The 17,708-nt window shown below is 62.7% G+C and carries 14 protein-coding genes, 4 tRNA genes and 1 pseudogene; 17 read left to right on the top strand and 2 right to left on the bottom strand.

Going from position 1 to position 17,708, the window contains the following annotated elements; genetic code table 11:
- Window positions 1-127: 127 nt before the first annotated feature.
- The 3 genes and pseudogenes from ACIP02_RS14745 to ACIP02_RS14735 form a co-directional block, all read left to right on the top strand.
- Window positions 128-457, top strand: a pseudogene (locus tag ACIP02_RS14745) (PAS domain-containing protein); the annotation flags it as partial.
- Window positions 458-817: 360 nt separating this feature from the next.
- Window positions 818-1,693 carry a methyl-accepting chemotaxis protein gene (locus ACIP02_RS14740; protein ID WP_400617543.1) on the top strand — a complete coding sequence of 292 codons (876 nt, stop codon included), beginning with the start codon at window positions 818-820 and terminating at the stop codon, window positions 1,691-1,693.
- A 13-nt stretch (window positions 1,694-1,706) separates the two neighbouring features.
- Window positions 1,707-3,449 (top strand): putative bifunctional diguanylate cyclase/phosphodiesterase, encoded by a 1,743-nt coding sequence (locus tag ACIP02_RS14735; protein WP_400617514.1) that lies wholly within the window; start codon window positions 1,707-1,709, stop codon window positions 3,447-3,449.
- 104 nt (window positions 3,450-3,553) lie between these two features.
- Here ACIP02_RS14735 and ACIP02_RS14730 read toward each other — a convergent pair whose 3' ends face one another.
- Window positions 3,554-5,302 carry a sigma-54-dependent Fis family transcriptional regulator gene (locus ACIP02_RS14730; RefSeq protein ID WP_400617513.1) on the bottom strand — a complete coding sequence of 583 codons (1,749 nt, stop codon included), beginning with the start codon at window positions 5,300-5,302 and terminating at the stop codon, window positions 3,554-3,556.
- 223 nt (window positions 5,303-5,525) lie between these two features.
- Between ACIP02_RS14730 and ACIP02_RS14725 the strand changes: the two genes are divergently transcribed.
- Genes ACIP02_RS14725 through ACIP02_RS14700 form a run of 6 tightly spaced genes read left to right on the top strand, consistent with a single transcriptional unit; the run spans window position 5,526 to window position 11,445 of the window.
- Window positions 5,526-6,620, top strand: a complete 1,095-nt coding sequence (locus tag ACIP02_RS14725; protein ID WP_400617512.1) for an ABC transporter ATP-binding protein — start codon at window positions 5,526-5,528, stop codon at window positions 6,618-6,620.
- A complete protein-coding gene (locus ACIP02_RS14720; protein ID WP_400617511.1) occupies window positions 6,620-7,717 on the top strand; it encodes an ABC transporter ATP-binding protein in 1,098 nt (365 codons plus the stop codon). The genes ACIP02_RS14725 and ACIP02_RS14720 overlap by 1 nt, the downstream gene beginning before the upstream one ends.
- Complete coding sequence (locus ACIP02_RS14715) at window positions 7,714-8,577, top strand: carbohydrate ABC transporter permease (protein WP_400617510.1); 864 nt, start codon at window positions 7,714-7,716, stop codon at window positions 8,575-8,577. The genes ACIP02_RS14720 and ACIP02_RS14715 overlap by 4 nt, the downstream gene beginning before the upstream one ends.
- Window positions 8,578-8,580: 3 nt before the next feature.
- Window positions 8,581-9,381, top strand: a complete 801-nt coding sequence (locus ACIP02_RS14710) for a carbohydrate ABC transporter permease (protein WP_400617509.1) — start codon at window positions 8,581-8,583, stop codon at window positions 9,379-9,381.
- Between the two features lie 12 nt (window positions 9,382-9,393).
- Entirely contained in the window at window positions 9,394-9,666 is a 273-nt protein-coding gene (locus ACIP02_RS14705) for a DUF2160 domain-containing protein (RefSeq protein WP_400617508.1), read from the top strand.
- Between the two features lie 39 nt (window positions 9,667-9,705).
- Window positions 9,706-11,445 carry a carbohydrate ABC transporter substrate-binding protein gene (locus tag ACIP02_RS14700; protein ID WP_400617507.1) on the top strand — a complete coding sequence of 580 codons (1,740 nt, stop codon included), beginning with the start codon at window positions 9,706-9,708 and terminating at the stop codon, window positions 11,443-11,445.
- Window positions 11,446-11,578: 133 nt separating this feature from the next.
- On the opposite strand, the gene folD is transcribed toward ACIP02_RS14700, so the two are convergent.
- The gene (gene folD, locus ACIP02_RS14695) at window positions 11,579-12,433 is read right to left on the bottom strand and encodes a bifunctional methylenetetrahydrofolate dehydrogenase/methenyltetrahydrofolate cyclohydrolase FolD (protein WP_201207662.1); all 855 of its coding nucleotides are present in this window, start codon (window positions 12,431-12,433) and stop codon (window positions 11,579-11,581) included.
- Window positions 12,434-12,703: 270 nt separating this feature from the next.
- Between folD and ACIP02_RS14690 the strand changes: the two genes are divergently transcribed.
- The 8 genes from ACIP02_RS14690 (at window position 12,704) to clpX (ending at window position 17,622) form a co-directional block, all read left to right on the top strand.
- Window positions 12,704-12,780 (top strand) — tRNA-Arg (locus ACIP02_RS14690).
- Between the two features lie 42 nt (window positions 12,781-12,822).
- Window positions 12,823-12,898 (top strand) — tRNA-His (locus ACIP02_RS14685).
- A gap of 52 nt (window positions 12,899-12,950) precedes the next feature.
- Window positions 12,951-13,035, top strand: a tRNA-Leu gene (locus tag ACIP02_RS14680).
- A gap of 36 nt (window positions 13,036-13,071) precedes the next feature.
- A tRNA-His gene (locus tag ACIP02_RS14675) sits at window positions 13,072-13,147 on the top strand.
- Between the two features lie 489 nt (window positions 13,148-13,636).
- The gene (locus ACIP02_RS14670) at window positions 13,637-13,936 is read left to right on the top strand and encodes a DUF6388 family protein (protein ID WP_400617506.1); all 300 of its coding nucleotides are present in this window, start codon (window positions 13,637-13,639) and stop codon (window positions 13,934-13,936) included.
- Window positions 13,937-14,183: 247 nt separating this feature from the next.
- Window positions 14,184-15,497, top strand: coding sequence for a trigger factor (gene tig, locus ACIP02_RS14665; RefSeq protein WP_400617505.1), 1,314 nt, complete (start codon window positions 14,184-14,186; stop codon window positions 15,495-15,497).
- Between the two features lie 91 nt (window positions 15,498-15,588).
- The gene (clpP, locus tag ACIP02_RS14660) at window positions 15,589-16,230 is read left to right on the top strand and encodes an ATP-dependent Clp endopeptidase proteolytic subunit ClpP (protein ID WP_027593952.1); all 642 of its coding nucleotides are present in this window, start codon (window positions 15,589-15,591) and stop codon (window positions 16,228-16,230) included.
- Window positions 16,231-16,338: 108 nt separating this feature from the next.
- Window positions 16,339-17,622, top strand: coding sequence for an ATP-dependent Clp protease ATP-binding subunit ClpX (gene clpX, locus ACIP02_RS14655; RefSeq protein WP_110744985.1), 1,284 nt, complete (start codon window positions 16,339-16,341; stop codon window positions 17,620-17,622).
- The last annotated feature ends 86 nt before the right edge of the window (window positions 17,623-17,708 follow it).

The raw sequence follows: 17,708 nt of genomic DNA, 5'->3' as shown, positions 1-17,708 counted from the left end.
CAATCCTTGGCTGAGCTCGTAGAATCCGCGCCCGACCGGGCAGTCAATATGAGGTCGATCGCGGGCTGTACATCCCGTTTATCGCTCAACCGCAGGCGCCCGGCGTAAAAATGAATGGAGTCTCATCGTGCGCCTCAACCTGCCGGTAACCCCGGTCGAGCAACGTTTTCCCGCAGATCAGCGGCTGATTTCAGCCACCGACACCGCCAGCCTGATCACCTACTGCAACCCCGAATTCGCCGCCATCAGCGGCTACAGCGAGGGCGAATTGATCGGCAGCCCGCACAACCTGGTACGCCACCCGGACATGCCGCCGGCGGTGTACGAATTGATGTGGCGCTACCTGAAGGCCGGCAAGAGCTGGATGGGCATCGTCAAGAATCGCTGCCGCAACGGCGACTTCTACTGGGTCAACGCCTACGTTACCCCCATCCTCGAAGGTGGGCGTGTGGTCGGCTACGAGTCGGTGCGGGTTTGCCCGACGCGTGAGCAGGTGGCGCGCGCCGAGGCCCTGTATGCGCGGCTGCGCAACGGCCAGGCGGCGCTTTCGGCGCCACGCCGGCTGGGCTTGCTGGCCCAAGGCCTGGCTTTGCCAGTGGCGGGTGGCCTGTTGGCACTGGGCACCAACCAGCTATGGCCTGGCCTGCTAGGGCAGGGGCTGACCGTGGGGCTGTTCGTGGCCTACGGCTTGTGGGTGCGCAATGCCATTGGACGGCAGTTGCAGCACGTTGTGCAGGGCGCCGAAGGCACCTTCGCCGACCCGATCGCCGCCTTGACCTACAGCGACCTGCCGGGTGCCGCCGGGCAACTGCAATTGATGCTGATCAGCGACGAGGCGCGCCTGAAAACCGCGTTGACACGCCTGAGCGACCTGGCCGGGCAAATGGCGGTGGCTGCCCACGATGCCGGGCAGTTGTCACGCAGCACTGAGTCGGCACTGCTGAAGCAGCGCGCCGAAACCGACCTGAGCGCTACGGCGATGAACCAGATGGCCGCCTCAATCGGTGAAGTGGCCAACCACGTGCAACTGACCGCCGCCGAAGCACACACCGCCCACCTGCTGGCCGAGCAGGGCAGCCAGGTGGCCGATGCCAGTGGCGCGGCCATTCGCACCCTGGCTGGCACTGTCACGCAGATCAACCAGGCGGTCAGCCACCTGGCCGGCCAGACCGGTGCCATCGCCGAGGCCACCGGGATGATCCGCGGCATTGCCGAGCAGACCAACCTGCTGGCGCTCAACGCCGCCATCGAAGCGGCCCGTGCCGGTGAACAGGGCCGCGGCTTTGCCGTGGTCGCCGATGAGGTGCGGGCCCTGGCCGACAAGACCCGCCAGTCGACCCTGCACATCCAGGCCATCATCGATGCCCTGCGCAGTGGCGCCGAAGAAGCCGTGGCGATTGCCAGCCAGGGCATCGACGGTGCCGAGCAGGGCGTCGCCCAGGTACAGGAGGCCCGCCAGGCGCTGCATGGCATTCGTGATGCGGTGCAGCGCATCAGCGACATGAGCCAGCAGATGGCAACTGCCTCGCAGCAGCAATCGGCGGTGGCCGAAGCGGTTTCGCGGCAGATCAACGGGGTGGCCGGTATTGCCCAGCACAGCGCCCACAGCGCCAACGCTGCCGCCTCGCGCGGCGCCGAGCTGGAACAGGTGTGCGCTGGATTGCGTGCCCTGGTGGAGCGCTTCAACCGCTAAGGCAGGATGCTTTATGGATGATAACTATCGCGCGGCCGTGGACGCGGCCGCGATCTTTTCCGAAACCGACCTGCGTGGGAACATCACCTACGTCAACCAGCAGTTCTGCAGCATCTCGGGCTACAGCCGCGAGGAGCTGCTGGGGGCCAACCACCGCATCCTCAACTCCGGCCTGCACGAGCCGGCATTCTTTGTCGGCATGTGGCAGGCCTTGGCTGCAGGGCGGGTGTGGAAGGGCGAGATCTGCAACCGGGCCAAGGACGGCTCGCTGTATTGGGTCGACAGCACCATGGTGCCTTTGGTCGACCCGCAGACCGGCCTGGTACGCAAGTATGTGTCGATTCGCTTTGACGTCACCGAGAAACGCCAGTTGCTGCACACCTTGCAATGGCGAGTGGGCCACGATGTGCTCACCGGGCTGCCCAACCGCGCTTATTTGTCCGACTTGCTGAACCAGGCCCTGGCCTATTCGCGCCGCGAAGACGTGCCGTTGGCGGTGTGCATGCTTGACCTGGATGGTTTCAAGGCGGTCAATGATGGCTACGGGCATGCCGTAGGCGACCTCCTGCTGGTGGAGGTGGCGCAGCGCTTGAAGCGCATCCTGCGCGGTGGTGATGCCGTAGCCCGCTTGTCCGGCGACGAGTTCGTGCTGATCCTGCGCGATGTCGATGATGAACGCCAGCTGCATGCGGCCCTGCGACGGGTGTTGCGGGCGTTGGCGGCGCCCTGTGTGGTGCGTGAAAACACGCTGTCGCTCAGCGCCAGTATCGGTGTAACCCTCTACCCGCAGGATGATGAAGACGCCGATACCCTGGTGCGCCATGCCGACCAGGCCATGTATGTGGCCAAGCAGCGCGGGCGTAACCGCTACCACCTGTTCGACGTGTCGCAGGAGCAGGAGCTCAAGGCCACCCACCAGACGGTGGCGCGGGTACGGCGGGCCTTGAACAACCATGAGCTGCGCCTGTACTACCAGCCCAAGGTCAACCTGCGCAGTGGCCAGGTGCTGGGCTTCGAGGGTTTGCTGCGCTGGCAACGGCCAGGCCGTGGCCTGGTGCCGCCCGGTGATTTCCTGCCCTGGGTAGAGCAGACCGACCTGATCGTCGAAATCGGCGAGTGGGTGCTCGACCAGGCGCTCAGCCAACTGCAGGCCTGGCAGCGCCAGGGGCAGCCCTGGTCGTTGAGTGTGAACATCGCTGCGCGGCATTTGCAGCGCGGCGACTTTGCCGAGCGCCTGCAGCAGTTGCTGTCAGCGTACCCGGAAGTGGAACCGTCGCGGCTGGACCTGGAGATCGTCGAGTCTGTGGCGATCGACAACCTGCAGCACGTCAGCCGCTGCCTCGATGCCTGCCGTGCCTTGGGTGTGCGATTTTCGCTGGATGACTTCGGCACCGGTTACTCGTCGCTGAGTTACCTGAAGCGCTTGCCGACCCAGACGATCAAGATCGACCAGTCGTTCGTGCGTGACATCCTGCACGATCAGGACGACCTGGCGTTGACGGCGGCGGTGATCGGCCTGGCCCGGGCATTTGGCCGCGAGGTGATTGCCGAAGGGCTGGAGAGCGTCGAACACGGCCGGGTGCTGATGGGGCTGGGCTGCGAGCTTGCGCAGGGCTACTGCATTGCCCGGCCGATGCCAGCCAGTGAAGTGCAAGCCTGGGCGCAGGCTTACCGGCAGCCACCCGAGTGGCGCGGGCTTGGCGGAGCAGGGTCTGAGCTCGGCGCCGTCACTGTGGGAGATCATCCAGCCTTTTAGGCTGCGCTGTCGCGCAGAGAACTGAATTCGCAAACGGTCCGCATACTCAAGGATTTATGTGCAGCTCTGCTTGCCGGCGATAGGGCTGGTACAGGTCAAGGCAATCATTGCTCACGCAAGCGTTTGTACAACGTGGTGCGGCTGATCCCCAATCCGCGTGCCACCGCCGACAGGTTGCCATTGGCCTGCGCCACCAGCGTCTGCAAGTCCGCATCCTCAGCCGCCACCGGTACCGGCCCCTGCAACTCGGCCAGAAAGCCCGCAGGCAGGTGCTCCACCCCGACCGGTCCATCACCGGCCAGGGCCAGCGCCACCTGCAGCACACTCACCAGTTCCCGCAGGTTGCCTGGCCACGGGTGCCGGTCGAGCAAGTCGACAATGCCCGCAGGCAGCCGCGCAGGCTGCCCGGGATCGCAGTAGCGGGCATGCACCTGTTCGATCAGTTGCCGCCGGTCACTGCGTTCGCGCAGTGGCGGCAAGACCACCGCCAGCCCGGCGATACGGTAGTACAGGTCCTGACGAAAGCGCCCGGCGCGGACTTCTTCGGCCAGGTCGCGGTTGCTTGCCGACACTACCCTGATGTCCACCGCCACCGGCTCGCCACTGCCCAGCGGCTGGATGCTGCGCGCCTGCAATACACGCAGCAGGCGGGCCTGGGTTGGCAGGGGCATGTCGCCGATCTCATCGAGAAACAGGATGCCGTGGTCGGCCTTGCGAATCAGCCCTGGGTTGCCCTTGTGGTGGGCGCCGGTGAACGCGCCCTTGTCGTAGCCGAACAGCTCCGACTCGACCAGCTCGGCCGGGATCGCCGCGCAGTTGACGGCCACCAGCGGCTGGTTGGCGCGGCTGCTGGCACGGTGCAGGGTGTCGACAAACACTTCCTTGCCTACGCCGGTTTCGCCTTGCACCAATACCGGAATATCCTTTTCCAGCAGCAGGCCGGCCTGGGCCAGGGCCTTCACCAGGCGCGGTTCGCTGCTGCCAGTCGCACAGCTGCGCCTGGCTTCGCGCGCAGGTTGCCACTGGCAATGGAAACGGTTGCGCCCGGTGGCTTGCAGGGCGAAGGGCTGTTGCCGAGGATGACCGAGCAGCTGCTGCAGGGGCAGTTGGAACAACTGCTCGATATTCTGCCGCAGCGGGTTGCCGCCGAGCAGGCTGTCGGCCCGGTGATTGGCGGCCAGCACCTGCCCGCACTCATCGAATACCAGCAAGCCGGCCCACGGGCTGTCGAGGTTGTCGCAGGCGCTGTTGAAGATCAGTTGGGCATGCTGCCCGGCATGCTCGGCGAGTATCAGCCGGTTCTCCAGGCTCTGGCCCATCATGCGCACCAGGCCTAGCGTCTGGCTGGCCGGCAGGTAACCGTCGCTGGCCACGTCGAGCACCCCGACCAGCTGCCGCGCAGCGTTGAACAGCGGCGCGGCGGCGCTGGACAGGTAGCGGTTCTGGCGCAGGAAATGTTCGTCCTGGCCAACGTGAATCGCCTCGGCGCAGATCAGCGCGGTACCCAGCGCGTTGGTGCCGACACCACGTTCATGCCAATGGGCGCCGGCGTTGAAACCATGTTGCTGGCGCGGCTCGATGAAGCGTCGTGAGCCCCAGTTGTCGAGCAGGCAGCCACTGGCATCGGCCAGCATCACCAGGTAGCTGGCGTTGCCCAGCAGGTGTGCATAGTGCGGCAGCACTTCGTCGCGGGTCACTTGCAGCAGGGCCTGGCGCCGCTCCAGCAGGGCATTGAGCTCGGCGCGGGTCAGGCAGTCGAAGTCCGGCACATGCTGGGGTTGCAGGCCATGTTCGCGGCAGCGAGCCCAGGAGGCCTGGATCAGTTGGGCATGGGTGGAAGCGGATGCGGCCATGGGCCTGTCCTGTGTGGTTGTTGTTATGGGCGGACCGCTGTTCAGTGTTGTCCACCGGTGTTCATTGTCAAACCGGCAAGTGTTCAGTTGTTCATTAATTGTGTTCACTTGCGAACCCCTGATTTCCCGGGGCTGGCGCACAGGCCGCGGGCCAGAGCAGCGTGGCGAATCTGGCACGGAACTGGCTGTACCCCGGAGACAACAACCACAAGAAGGCCACGCCATGTCTTTGGTGCTGGAGCAGGTCAGCCGCAGCGTCGACAACCAGGCTTGGGTCGCCGATGCCTCGCTGCGTTTCGAGCCCGGTTCGTTCAACGTGTTGCTGGGCCGCACCCTGGCGGGCAAGACCAGCCTGATGCGCCTGATGGCCGGGCTCGACCGCCCGGATCGCGGGCGGGTGCTGGTGGACGGCCAGGACGTCACCGGGGTGCCGGTGCGCGAGCGCAACGTGTCGATGGTGTATCAGCAGTTCATCAACTACCCGACCCTGAGCGTGTACGAAAACATCGCCTCGCCACTGCGCCAGGCGCGCATGGCCGAGCCGGAGATTCGCCGGCGGGTGCAGGAAACTGCCGAGATGCTGCGCATCGACGCCTACCTGCAGCGCCTGCCGCTGGAGCTGTCCGGCGGCCAGCAGCAACGCACGGCAATGGCTCGGGCGCTGGTCAAGGATGCCTCGCTGATCCTGTTCGATGAGCCCTTGGTCAACCTCGACTACAAGCTGCGCGAGGGCCTGCGCCAGGAGCTGCGCGAACTGTTTGCGGCGCGCCGGTGCATTGCCGTCTACGCCACAACCGAGCCGACCGAGGCGCTGGCGCTGGGCGGCACCACTACCCTGGTGCACGAGGGCCGTATCGTGCAGAGCGGGCCCACCGCCGAAGTCTACCAGCGCCCGGGCAGTGTGCTGGCCGCCGAGCTGTTTTCCGAGCCGCCGATCAACCTGGTTCCTGGCCGTATCAGTGGCAACGAAGCAAGCCTGGCCCAGGCGGTGCACTTCGCCCGCAATGCCGACCTGCAGCAGCTTGCCGAGGGCGAGTACCGCTTTGGCGTGCGTCCCAGCCATATCACCCTGGTGCCGGCGCATGATGATGACCTGGAACTGGCGGTGCTGGTGGAACTGGCCGAAATCAGTGGTTCCGAGACTTTCCTGCATGTGCGCAACGAGCATTGGCGCATGATTCTGCACCTGCCCGGCGTGCACGAATACCAGGTGGATACGCCGATCCGCGTGTTCATCCCCACGCACAAGCTGTTCATCTTCGACAGCATGGGGGCGCTGGTGCAGGCCCCGGGGCTGCGCCAGGCAAGGAGAGGGTGATGGCCGAAATCCGCCTGCGCCAACTGGCGCACAGCTACAGCAGCCAGCCCGCCAGCGAGTCAGACTATGCCCTGCACGCGCTGGAGCACGTGTGGGAGCAGGGCGGTGCCTATGCCTTGCTCGGGCCGTCGGGCTGTGGCAAGTCGACGTTGCTCAATATCATTTCCGGGCTGCTGACGCCGTCCCACGGCGAGGTGCTGTTCGACGGCAAGCCGGTCAACCAACTGTCACCGCAGGCGCGCAACATCGCCCAGGTGTTCCAGTTCCCGGTGGTGTACGACACCATGACGGTGTTCGAAAACCTGGCTTTCCCGTTGCGCAACCAAGGGCTGGACGAAACCCGGGTGCGTGCCCGGGTGGAGGAGATTGCCGAGGTACTCGACCTGGCCAGGGTGTTGCGCAGGAAGGCGCGCAACCTCAGTGCCGACGAAAAGCAGAAGGTCTCCATGGGCCGCGGCCTGGTGCGCGACGATGTGTCGGCGATTCTGTTCGACGAGCCGCTAACGGTGATCGACCCGCACCTGAAGTGGAAGCTGCGGCGCAAGCTCAAGCAGATCCACGAGCAGTTCAACATCACCATGATCTACGTCACCCACGACCAGTTGGAGGCCTCGACCTTCGCCGACAAGATCGCGGTGATGCACGGCGGGCGCATCGTCCAGTTCGGTACCCCGCGCGAGCTGTTCGAGCGGCCGCGGCACACCTTTGTCGGCTACTTCATCGGCAGCCCGGGGATGAACCTGATCGAGGTCCACGCCGAGGCGGGCGGGGTGGTATTCGGCGACGTTCACCTGGCACTGCCCGACGGCCTGCGCGAGCGCCTGGCTGCGACGCGAGGCCGGCGCCTGCAGGTGGGTATCCGCCCGGAGTTCGTGCAGTTGTGGGACAGCCCGTTCGATGATACCTACCCGGCGCAGGTGCTGGATGTCGAGGACCTTGGCACCTACCGCATCGTCACCCTTGAACTGGGTGGTGTCGCGCTCAAGGCGCGGGTGGGCGAAGATCGCCCGTTGCCTGTGGGCCAGGCCTGGGTCAGCCTGCCGACGCAGTGGCTGATGCTGTATGTCGATGATGTGCTGCTGGAGGCCGAGGCATGAACAAGGTGCCGAACAACAAGGCCTGGTGGCTGGTGCTGCCGGTGTTCCTGCTGGTGGCGTTCAGTGCGGTAGTGCCGATGATGACGGTGGTCAACTATTCGGTGCAGGACATCTTCGACCCGTCCAACCGCTACTTTGTCGGTGCCGACTGGTACCGCCAGGTGCTGCGCGACCCGGCCTTGCACGACGCACTGCTGCGCCAGTTCATCTATTCCGCCTGCGTGCTGCTGATCGAGATCCCGCTGGGCATCGGCATTGCCCTGACCATGCCGACCAAGGGGCGCATGGCTTCGGTGTGCCTGATCGTCATGGCCATCCCGTTGCTGATCCCGTGGAACGTGGTCGGCACCATCTGGCAGATCTTCGGCCGCGCCGACATCGGCCTGCTCGGCGCCACCCTGGCCAGGCTCGGGGTCAGCTACAACTACGCCGGCGACCCGTTCGACGCCTGGCTCACGGTGCTGGTGATGGATGTCTGGCACTGGACCTCGCTGGTGGCACTGCTGTGTTATTCAGGCCTGCGCGCCATCCCCGACGTGTATTACCAGGCTGCGCGCATCGACCGTGCCTCGGGCTGGGCGGTGTTCCGCCATATCCAGTTGCCCAAGCTGAAGAACGTACTGCTGATCGCGGTAATGCTGCGCTTCATGGACAGCTTCATGATCTACACCGAGCCGTTCGTGCTGACCGGTGGCGGCCCCGGCAACGCCACCACTTTCCTCAGCCAGACCCTCACCCGCATGGCCGTGGGGCAGTTCGACCTGGGCCCGGCGGCGGCGTTTTCGCTGGTGTACTTCCTGATCATCCTGCTGGTGTCGTGGCTCTTTTACACAGCCATGACCCAAGCCGACAAGGACTAGCCCATGAGCACACGCAAATCGCTGGCCCTGCTGCTGTACTTCTTCTTCCTGCTGGTGCCGATCTACTGGCTGCTGAACATGTCGTTCAAGAGCAACACCGAGATCCTCGGCGGCCTGACCCTATGGCCGCAGGCGTTCACCCTCGACAACTACCGGGTGATCTTCACGGACCCCAGCTGGTACAACGGCTATATCAATTCGCTGTACTACGTGTGCCTGAACACGCTGATTTCGCTGCTGGTGGCGCTGCCGGCGGCGTATGCCTTCTCGCGCTACCGTTTCCTTGGTGACCGGCACCTGTTCTTTTGGCTGCTGACCAACCGCATGGCGCCGCCGGCGGTGTTCCTGCTGCCGTTCTTCCAGCTGTACTCATCGATCGGCCTGTTCGATACGCATATCGCCGTGGCCCTGGCCCACTGCCTGTTCAACGTGCCGCTGGCGGTGTGGATTCTGGAGGGCTTCATGTCTGGCGTGCCGAAGGAGATCGACGAAACCGCCTACATCGACGGCTACAGCTTCCCGCGCTTCTTCGTGAAGATCTTCATTCCGCTGATTGGCTCGGGCATCGGCGTCACGGCATTTTTCTGCTTCATGTTCTCCTGGGTCGAACTGCTGCTGGCGCGCACCCTGACCTCGGTGAATGCCAAGCCGATTGCCGCGGTAATGACCCGCACCGTATCAGCCTCGGGCATCGACTGGGGCGTGCTGGCCGCGGCGGGGGTACTGACCATTTTGCCGGGCATGCTGGTGATCTGGTTCGTGCGCAACCATGTGGCCAAGGGCTTTGCCCTAGGCCGGGTGTAAGGAGGGCAACGCATGGAGTGGATGGCCTGGACCTTGCCGACGGCGCTGTTCTTCGCCGCCGTGGGTGTACTGCTGCTGGGCATGACCCTGCTTGAGCTGCGCCGCCCCTGCGTGGAGCGGCGGGGCCTTCTGCCGCTGGTCACCAGCCGTGGTGACCGCTTGTTCATCGGCCTGCTGGCCAGCGCCTACCTGCACCTGCTGGTGGTCGGCGTCAGCGAGTGGCCGTTGTGGGGGGCCTCGCTGCTGTCGCTGGCGTGGCTGGTGCTGGTGCTGCGCTGGGGCTGAGCGAGCGGCCCTGTGGGATAACTGAAACGGGAGATCACAATGTTCGATAACAAGCACAACAGGCGACATTTGACCCTGGCCGCGTTGCTGGTGCTGGCCAGCGTGCAGGGCACTGCCTGGGCCGACCAGTACGAGGACGCGGCAAAAAAATGGATCGGCAGCGAGTTCAAGCCTTCGACCCTTACCCCTGAACAGCAACTGGCCGAGTTGCAGTGGTTCATCAAGGCGGCCGAGCCGTTCCGTGGCATGAAGATCAACGTGGTGTCGGAAACCATCACCACCCATGAATATGAATCCAAGGTGCTGGCCAAGGCCTTTAGCGAGATCACCGGCATCCAGCTGACCCACGACCTGCTGCAGGAAGGCGACGTGGTGGAAAAACTGCAAACACAGATGCAGTCGGACAAGAACATCTACGACGGCTGGGTCAACGACTCCGACCTGATCGGTACGCACTTTCGCTACGGCAAGGTGGAATCGATCACCGACCTGATGGCCAACGAGGGCAAGGCCTACACCTCGCCGACCCTGGACCTGAAGGACTTCATCGGCATTTCCTTCACCACCGCGCCCGACGGCAAGGTCTACCAGCTGCCCGACCAGCAGTTCGCCAACCTGTACTGGTTCCGCGCCGACTGGTTCGAGCGGCCGGACCTGAAGGCGAAATTCAAGGAAAAGTACGGTTACGAGCTGGGTGTGCCGGTGAACTGGTCGGCCTATGAAGACATCGCAAAATTCTTCACCGAAGATGTCAAGGAAATTGACGGCAAGCGCGTCTACGGGCACATGGACTATGGCAAGAAAGACCCGTCGCTGGGCTGGCGCTTCACCGACGCCTGGTTCTCGATGGCTGGCGGTGGCGACAAAGGCTTGCCCAACGGCCTGCCGGTTGATGAGTGGGGGATTCGCGTGGAGGACTGCCACCCGGTGGGTTCCAGCGTGACCCGGGGCGGCGATACCAACGGCCCGGCGGCAGTCTATGCCACGCAGAAGTACGTGGACTGGATGCGCGCCTACGCACCGAAAGAAGCCCAGGGCATGACCTTCTCCGAAGCCGGCCCGGTACCGGCCCAGGGCAACATTGCCCAGCAGATTTTCTGGTACACCGCGTTCACTGCCGACATGACCAAGCCCGGGCTGCCGGTGGTCAATGCCGATGGCACGCCGAAGTGGCGCATGGCGCCTTCGCCGAAAGGGCCGTACTGGGAGGAGGGCATGAAGCTGGGGTATCAGGACACCGGCTCGTGGACGTTCTTCAAGTCCACCCCCGAAAAGCAGCGCCTGGCAGCGTGGCTGTACGCCCAGTTCGTCACCTCCAAGACCGTGTCGCTGAAAAAGACCATCGTCGGCCTGACCCCGATCCGCGAGTCGGACATCAATTCCCAGGCCATGACCGAGCTGGCGCCCAAGCTGGGTGGGCTGGTGGAGTTCTACCGCAGCCCGGCGCGGGTGCAGTGGACACCGACCGGCACCAACGTGCCGGACTACCCACGCCTGGCGCAGTTGTGGTGGAGCCATATCGCCGAGGTGGCCAGTGGCGAGAAGACACCGCAGGAGGCCCTGGACGGCCTGGCGCGCGACCAGGACCGGATGATGGAGCGCTTGCAGCGCTCCAACGCCCAAGCCACCTGCGCACCGAAGCTGAACCCGGAGAAAGATGCCCAGTACTGGTTCGACCAGCCCGGTGCACCCAAGCCCAAACTGGCCAACGAAAAGCCCAAGGGCGAGACAGTCAGCTACAACGAATTGCTGAAGTCTTGGGAGGCGGCCAGGAAGTGATCGGCTGAGGATTCAGGTTGATGCGTGAATCGAGCGCCGCCCGCGCGGCGCTCGACCTCACAGGCGCTACACCTCCCACGCCAGGCAAAAAAAACGGCACCTGCCAGAGGTGCCGTTTTCATGTCACGCGTTATTACTTGTGCAGCTCTTGCGCCGCATACAGCGTGTTTTCCAGCAGGCATGCCCGGGTCATCGGCCCGACGCCACCCGGCACCGGGGTGATCCAGCCAGCGCGTGGCAGGGCGGTCTCGTAGACTACGTCGCCAACCAGCTTGCCGTCTTCCTGCCGGTTGATGCCCACGTCGATGACGATGGCGCCTTCCTTGACCCACTCACCCTTGACCAGGCCCGGCTTGCCGGCGGCCACCACCACCAGGTCGGCGCGGCCGACATGGCCGGCCAGGTCCTTGGTGAAGCGGTGGCAGACGGTCACGGTGCAGCCGGCCAACAGCAACTCCATGGCCATCGGGCGACCCACGATGTTGGAGGCGCCGACGATGACGGCGTTCATGCCGTACAGGTCCTGACCGGTGCTTTCCAGCAGGGTCATGATGCCTTTTGGCGTGCACGGGCGCAGCAGCGGGATACGCTGGGCCAGGCGGCCGATGTTGTAAGGGTGGAAGCCGTCCACATCCTTGTCTGGGCGAATGCGCTCCAGCAGCAGCGAGGCGTCCAGGTGTGCCGGCAGCGGCAATTGCAGCAGGATGCCGTCGACAGCCTGGTCGTCGTTGAGGCGGTCGATCAGCTCGGTCAGGGCTTCTTGTGTGGTCTCGCTGGGCAGGTCGAAAGCCTGCGAAATGAAACCGACCTCTTCGCAGTCCTTGCGCTTGTGCGAGACATAGACTTGGGAGGCGGGGTCGGTGCCGACCAGGATCACCGCCAGGCCCGGCGTACGCAGGCCTTGCTGGCGACGCTCCACGACACGTTGAGCGATCTGCTGGCGCAGGCTGGCGGCGATTGCCTTGCCATCGATTAGGTGTGCAGTCATAGACGCGTGATTAACCATCGAGAAGGAAACAATAAAGAACGCGCATTCTCGCACGACACGGGCCAAGGGCAAAGGCGGGTGGTCGGGCAAATCCCCTAAGCCCTTAAATAATTTAAATTTTTTTGAAAAAGGTGTTGACGACTTTCGGGGTCGCCTATAAGATTCGCCGCACTTGTCGGGCACAGCCTAGCACTGGTTGGCTAAGTCGGGCAGAATGAGTGGTTTGGCAGTTACCTGTTAAATGCTTGTTCGGTTAGGCTTCACGCTTAAGCGCCCGTAGCTCAGCTGGATAGAGCATCCGCCTTCTAAGCGGATGGTCGCAGGTTCGAGTCCTGCCGGGTGCGCCATTTAGGCAGCTTTGGCAAGCAAGTGGGCGGTAATGCAATATGGTGGGCGTAGCTCAGTTGGTAGAGCGCTGGATTGTGATTCCAGTTGTCGTGGGTTCGATTCCCATCGTCCACCCCATATTTTTCGAAGGCGCCTCGATAGCATCTGGCGCCTTTGTTTTAAGCGTTACGCGGACGTGGTGAAATTGGTAGACACACTGGATTTAGGTTCCAGCGGCGCAAGCTGTAAGAGTTCGAGTCTCTTCGTCCGCACCATGCTTCTGTAAGGTTGTACCGAAACACCGCAATATGGTGGGCGTAGCTCAGTTGGTAGAGCGCCGGATTGTGATTCCGGTTGTCGTGGGTTCGATTCCCATCGTCCACCCCATATTCTTGAAAGGCGCCTTGATCGTGAGATCGGGCGCTTTTTTGTTTTTGGATTTTTGGATTTGTGTGTGGTTTTAGTGTGCATGCCTTTAGAGATTTGGCGCCTGTGAAATCGAGCGCCGCCCGCGCGGCGCTTCGCGGGGCAAGCCCGCTCCCACAGTTTGTTTCGGGCCAGTCAACCCTGTGAGGTCGCCTATGCCCGCCTTGTTTGCTCCCTTCGATATCGGCGCCGCCTGCAGCCATGCACCAAGGGTGCGAGCACCTCTGGCGCAGGAATAATGGGCCTGAAACAGATGTGGGAGCGGGCTTGCCCCGCGAAGCGCCGCGCGGGCGGCGCTCGATCTCCCAGGCGCTGAAAATGTTGAGGCTAACCACCTCCCGGCCAAATCACCTCTCACCCCTTGCAATCCTCTGGTGGCACCCCAATAAAAGCTGTTAGATTTCAGCCGGTTGAAATACCGGCCCGGTTGGCCGGCAGAGGAACAACCCAATGATTGCAAAAGAAGCCCGTCAAGCCTTGGCGCTGCAGCGCTTTGCCGAAGCCAATCCGCAGCTGCTCGAGGAGATCCGCGAGCTGGATGCGCGTGAGCAGGCCCAGCAGATCGCGTGGGCGTTCGAAGATGCGGCCGACGAGCAGGGTATTCAGCCCTGGGAACTGGCGCTGCAGCTGATCGCCGAAACCCCGGAACAGTTGCAGGCCATGCGCCTGGAAACGCACCGCGAGGTGGCCGAGGCGCTGGGGCTGGAGTGGGAAGAATACTGTCAGTTCAACGAAATCGATCCTGAATAAAGGAAGCGAATTCGCCACTGGCAGTTGTTTGACAAGTTATTACGGCTGTACTGCGCCATGGGCGTGGTGCGGCTCTTTATGAAGGAGGTCCGGCGGCAAGCCGTGCGGGCCTTGAAAGCTAATCGACCGGCGTGGTTTCCCGTCGTCCCGTGTGGGGTGACTTCTGCTGCGCGACTCACTAGAATGCTTGCCCTTGATTCTGGAGTCGGGCTAACGCCGGCTAACGTCTGTGCAACGAGGAATATCCATGCAAGTTTCTGTTGAAAACACTTCCGCTCTCGAGCGCCGCATGACCATCGCCGTTCCGGCCGAGCGCGTCGAGAACGAAGTCAACAAGCGTCTGCAACAGACTGCCAAGCGCGCCAAGGTTGCCGGCTTCCGCCCAGGCAAGGTGCCAATGAGCGTGATCCGTCAGCGCTTCGAGGCCGATGCCCGTCAAGAGGCTTTCGGTGATCTGGTCCAGGCTTCCTTCTACGAAGCCATCGTCGAGCAGAAGCTGAACCCGGCCGGCGCCCCGGCTGTAGAGCCTAAGTCCTTCGAAAAGGGCAAGGACCTGGAGTTCGTCGCCATCTTCGAAGTGTTCCCGGAGTTCACCGTTGCCGGCCTCGAGTCGATCAACGTCGAGCGCCTGACCGCTGAAGTGGCTGACGCCGACCTGGACAACATGCTGGAAGTGCTGCGCAAGCAGAACACCCGCTTCGAGGCCGTTGAGCGCGCTGCGCAGAACGACGACCAGGTCAACATCGATTTCGTCGGCAAGGTCGACGGGGAAGAGTTCGCCGGTGGTTCGGCCAAGGGCACCCAGCTGGTACTGGGTTCCGGCCGCATGATCCCAGGCTTCGAAGACGGCCTGGTTGGCGCCAAGGCTGGCGAAGAGCGCGTTGTCAACGTGACCTTCCCAGAGGACTACCAGAACCTGGACCTGGCTGGCAAAGCTGCCGAGTTCACCATCACCGTCAACAGCGTTTCGGCCCCGGTACTGCCAGAACTGAACGAAGAGTTCTTCGCCCAGTTCGGCATCAAGGAATCGACCCTGGAAGGCTTCCGCGCCGAAGTTCGCAAGAACATGGAGCGTGAACTGCGTCAGGCAATCAAGACCAAGGTGAAGAACCAGGTCATGGACGGTCTGCTGGCCGCCAACCCGATTGAAGTGCCGAAAGCCTTGCTGGAAAACGAAGTCAACCGTCTGCGCGTGCAGGCCGTTCAGCAGTTCGGTGGCAACATCAAGCCTGAGCAGCTGCCAGCCGAGCTGTTCGAAGAGCAAGCCAAGCGCCGCGTGGTGCTGGGCCTGATCGTCGCCGAAGTGGTCAAGCAGTTCGAACTGAAGCCGGACGACGCCAAGGTTCGCGAGATGATCGAAGAAATGGCTTCGGCTTACCAGGAGCCTGAGCAGGTCATCGCTTGGTACTACAAGAACGACCAGCAACTGAACGAAGTGCGTTCGGTTGTGCTGGAAGAGCAAGTTGTAGATACTGTTCTGCAGAAAGCGACTGTGACCGACAAGTCGGTCTCGTACGAAGATGCCGTAAAACCAGCCCAGGCACCTGCCGAAGCCGAGTAATACGTTTTCTCTCGTAGGAAACCCCACAAGCCAGCCTTCGAGCTGGCTTGTGCGTTATCAAGCCATGACTATTTGGGAGTGAGCGCAGGACATGTCCCGCAATTCTTATATTCAGCAGAGCTCTGACATCCAGGCCGCAGGCGGCCTGGTCCCGATGGTTATCGAGCAGTCCGCCCGTGGCGAGCGCGCGTACGACATCTATTCGCGCCTGTTGAAGGAGCGAGTGATCTTCCTGGTTGGCCCGGTTGAAGACTATATGGCCAACCTCGTCGTCGCGCAGATGCTGTTCCTCGAAGCGGAAAACCCGGACAAGGATATCCATCTCTACATCAACTCGCCGGGTGGCTCCGTCACCGCCGGCATGTCGATCTACGACACCATGCAGTTCATCAAGCCGGACGTCTCGACCATCTGCATCGGCCAGGCCTGCAGCATGGGCGCCTTCCTGCTGACCGCAGGTGCCAAGGGCAAGCGTCACTGCCTGCCGAACTCGCGCGTGATGATCCACCAGCCGCTGGGCGGTTTCCAGGGCCAGGCCACCGATATCGAGATCCATGCCCAGGAAATCCTCAATATCAAGGCGCGTCTGAACGAGTTGCTGGCCTACCACACCGGCCAGGACCTCGAGACCATCAAGCGCGACACCGAGCGTGACAACTTCATGAGCGCCTCGCGCGCGGCCGAGTACGGCCTGATCGACTCGGTCTACGACAAGCGGCAACTGGCCTCCTGAACCGGGGTGCCAGAGCAGGTAGGCGCCGAAAGCGCCTACCTGCGGACTTGAAAAAGCCCGCAATTGCCTTCATCTTGTGTTGCAAGCCTACCGGATTGGATCGATCGAATGACTGACACCCGTAACGGCGAGGACAGCGGCAAATTGCTCTATTGCTCCTTCTGCGGCAAAAGCCAGCACGAAGTGCGCAAATTGATTGCCGGGCCCTCGGTATTTATCTGCGACGAGTGCGTCGACCTGTGCAATGACATCATCCGTGAGGAGGTGCAGGAAGCCCAGGCCGAGAGCAGCGCGCACAAATTGCCTTCGCCGAAAGAAATCAGCGGCATCCTGGACCAGTACGTCATTGGTCAGGAGCGCGCGAAGAAGGTGCTGGCCGTAGCGGTGTACAACCACTACAAGCGCCTGAACCAGCGTGACAAGAAGGGTGACGAAGTCGAACTGGGCAAGAGCAACATCCTGCTCATCGGGCCGACCGGCTCGGGTAAGACCCTGCTCGCCGAAACCCTGGCACGCCTGTTGAACGTACCGTTCACCATTGCTGACGCCACCACCCTGACCGAAGCCGGTTATGTGGGTGAAGACGTCGAGAACATCATTCAGAAACTGTTGCAAAAGTGCGACTACGACGTGGAAAAGGCCCAGATGGGCATTGTCTACATCGACGAAATCGACAAGATCTCGCGCAAGTCGGACAACCCGTCCATCACCCGTGACGTTTCGGGCGAGGGCGTGCAGCAGGCGTTGCTGAAACTGATCGAAGGCACCGTGGCTTCGGTACCGCCGCAGGGTGGCCGTAAGCACCCGCAACAGGAATTCCTGCAGGTTGATACCCGCAACATCCTGTTCATTTGCGGTGGCGCGTTCTCGGGCCTGGAAAAGGTCATCCAGAACCGCTCCACCAAGGGTGGTATCGGTTTTGGCGCCGAAGTGCGCAGCAAGGAAGAAGGCAAGAAGGTTGGCGAGTCCCTGCGTGAGGTCGAGCCGGACGATCTGGTCAAGTTTGGCCTGATTCCGGAATTCGTCGGCCGCCTGCCGGTTCTGGCTACCCTCGACGAGCTGGACGAGGCTGCTTTGATGCAGATCCTCACCGAGCCGAAGAACGCCCTGACCAAGCAGTATGCCAAGCTGTTCGAGATGGAAAGCGTCGACCTCGAGTTCCGCAGCGATGCACTCAAGGCCGTTGCACGCAAGGCCCTGGAGCGCAAGACCGGCGCTCGTGGCCTGCGTTCGATCCTCGAAGGCGTGCTGCTCGACACCATGTACGAGATTCCTTCGCAGAAGGATGTCAGCAAGGTGGTGATCGATGAGAGCGTCATCGAAGGCACCTCGCAGCCGCTGATGATCTACGAGAACAGCGAGCCGCAAGCCAAAGCCGCGCCAGACGCCTGATACAGGCAATGGCCGGTTCGCGGTTGCAAGCATGAAGGGGCCTACGGGCCCCTTTCTGCTTTTCCTGCGCTAGCGCTTGTAATTTC

The organism is Pseudomonas sp. NPDC089408, from assembly GCF_044749445.1.
Lineage (GTDB): Bacteria > Pseudomonadota > Gammaproteobacteria > Pseudomonadales > Pseudomonadaceae > Aquipseudomonas.
This window is presented reverse-complemented; position numbering and strand designations above follow the sequence as displayed.

Coding starts and splice junctions, on each gene's coding strand:
- ACIP02_RS14720 (WP_400617511.1), top strand. CDS start 6,620: ATGGCCGAAATCCGCCTGCGCCAACTGGCGCACAGCTACAGCAGCCAG.
- ACIP02_RS14730 (WP_400617513.1), bottom strand. CDS start 5,302: ATGGCCGCATCCGCTTCCACCCATGCCCAACTGATCCAGGCCTCCTGG.
- ACIP02_RS14710 (WP_400617509.1), top strand. CDS start 8,581: ATGAGCACACGCAAATCGCTGGCCCTGCTGCTGTACTTCTTCTTCCTG.
- ACIP02_RS14700 (WP_400617507.1), top strand. CDS start 9,706: ATGTTCGATAACAAGCACAACAGGCGACATTTGACCCTGGCCGCGTTG.
- clpP (WP_027593952.1), top strand. CDS start 15,589: ATGTCCCGCAATTCTTATATTCAGCAGAGCTCTGACATCCAGGCCGCA.
- ACIP02_RS14725 (WP_400617512.1), top strand. CDS start 5,526: ATGTCTTTGGTGCTGGAGCAGGTCAGCCGCAGCGTCGACAACCAGGCT.
- tig (WP_400617505.1), top strand. CDS start 14,184: ATGCAAGTTTCTGTTGAAAACACTTCCGCTCTCGAGCGCCGCATGACC.
- ACIP02_RS14735 (WP_400617514.1), top strand. CDS start 1,707: ATGGATGATAACTATCGCGCGGCCGTGGACGCGGCCGCGATCTTTTCC.
- ACIP02_RS14715 (WP_400617510.1), top strand. CDS start 7,714: ATGAACAAGGTGCCGAACAACAAGGCCTGGTGGCTGGTGCTGCCGGTG.
- ACIP02_RS14740 (WP_400617543.1), top strand. CDS start 818: ATGCTGATCAGCGACGAGGCGCGCCTGAAAACCGCGTTGACACGCCTG.
- clpX (WP_110744985.1), top strand. CDS start 16,339: ATGACTGACACCCGTAACGGCGAGGACAGCGGCAAATTGCTCTATTGC.
- ACIP02_RS14705 (WP_400617508.1), top strand. CDS start 9,394: ATGGAGTGGATGGCCTGGACCTTGCCGACGGCGCTGTTCTTCGCCGCC.
- folD (WP_201207662.1), bottom strand. CDS start 12,433: ATGACTGCACACCTAATCGATGGCAAGGCAATCGCCGCCAGCCTGCGC.
- ACIP02_RS14670 (WP_400617506.1), top strand. CDS start 13,637: ATGATTGCAAAAGAAGCCCGTCAAGCCTTGGCGCTGCAGCGCTTTGCC.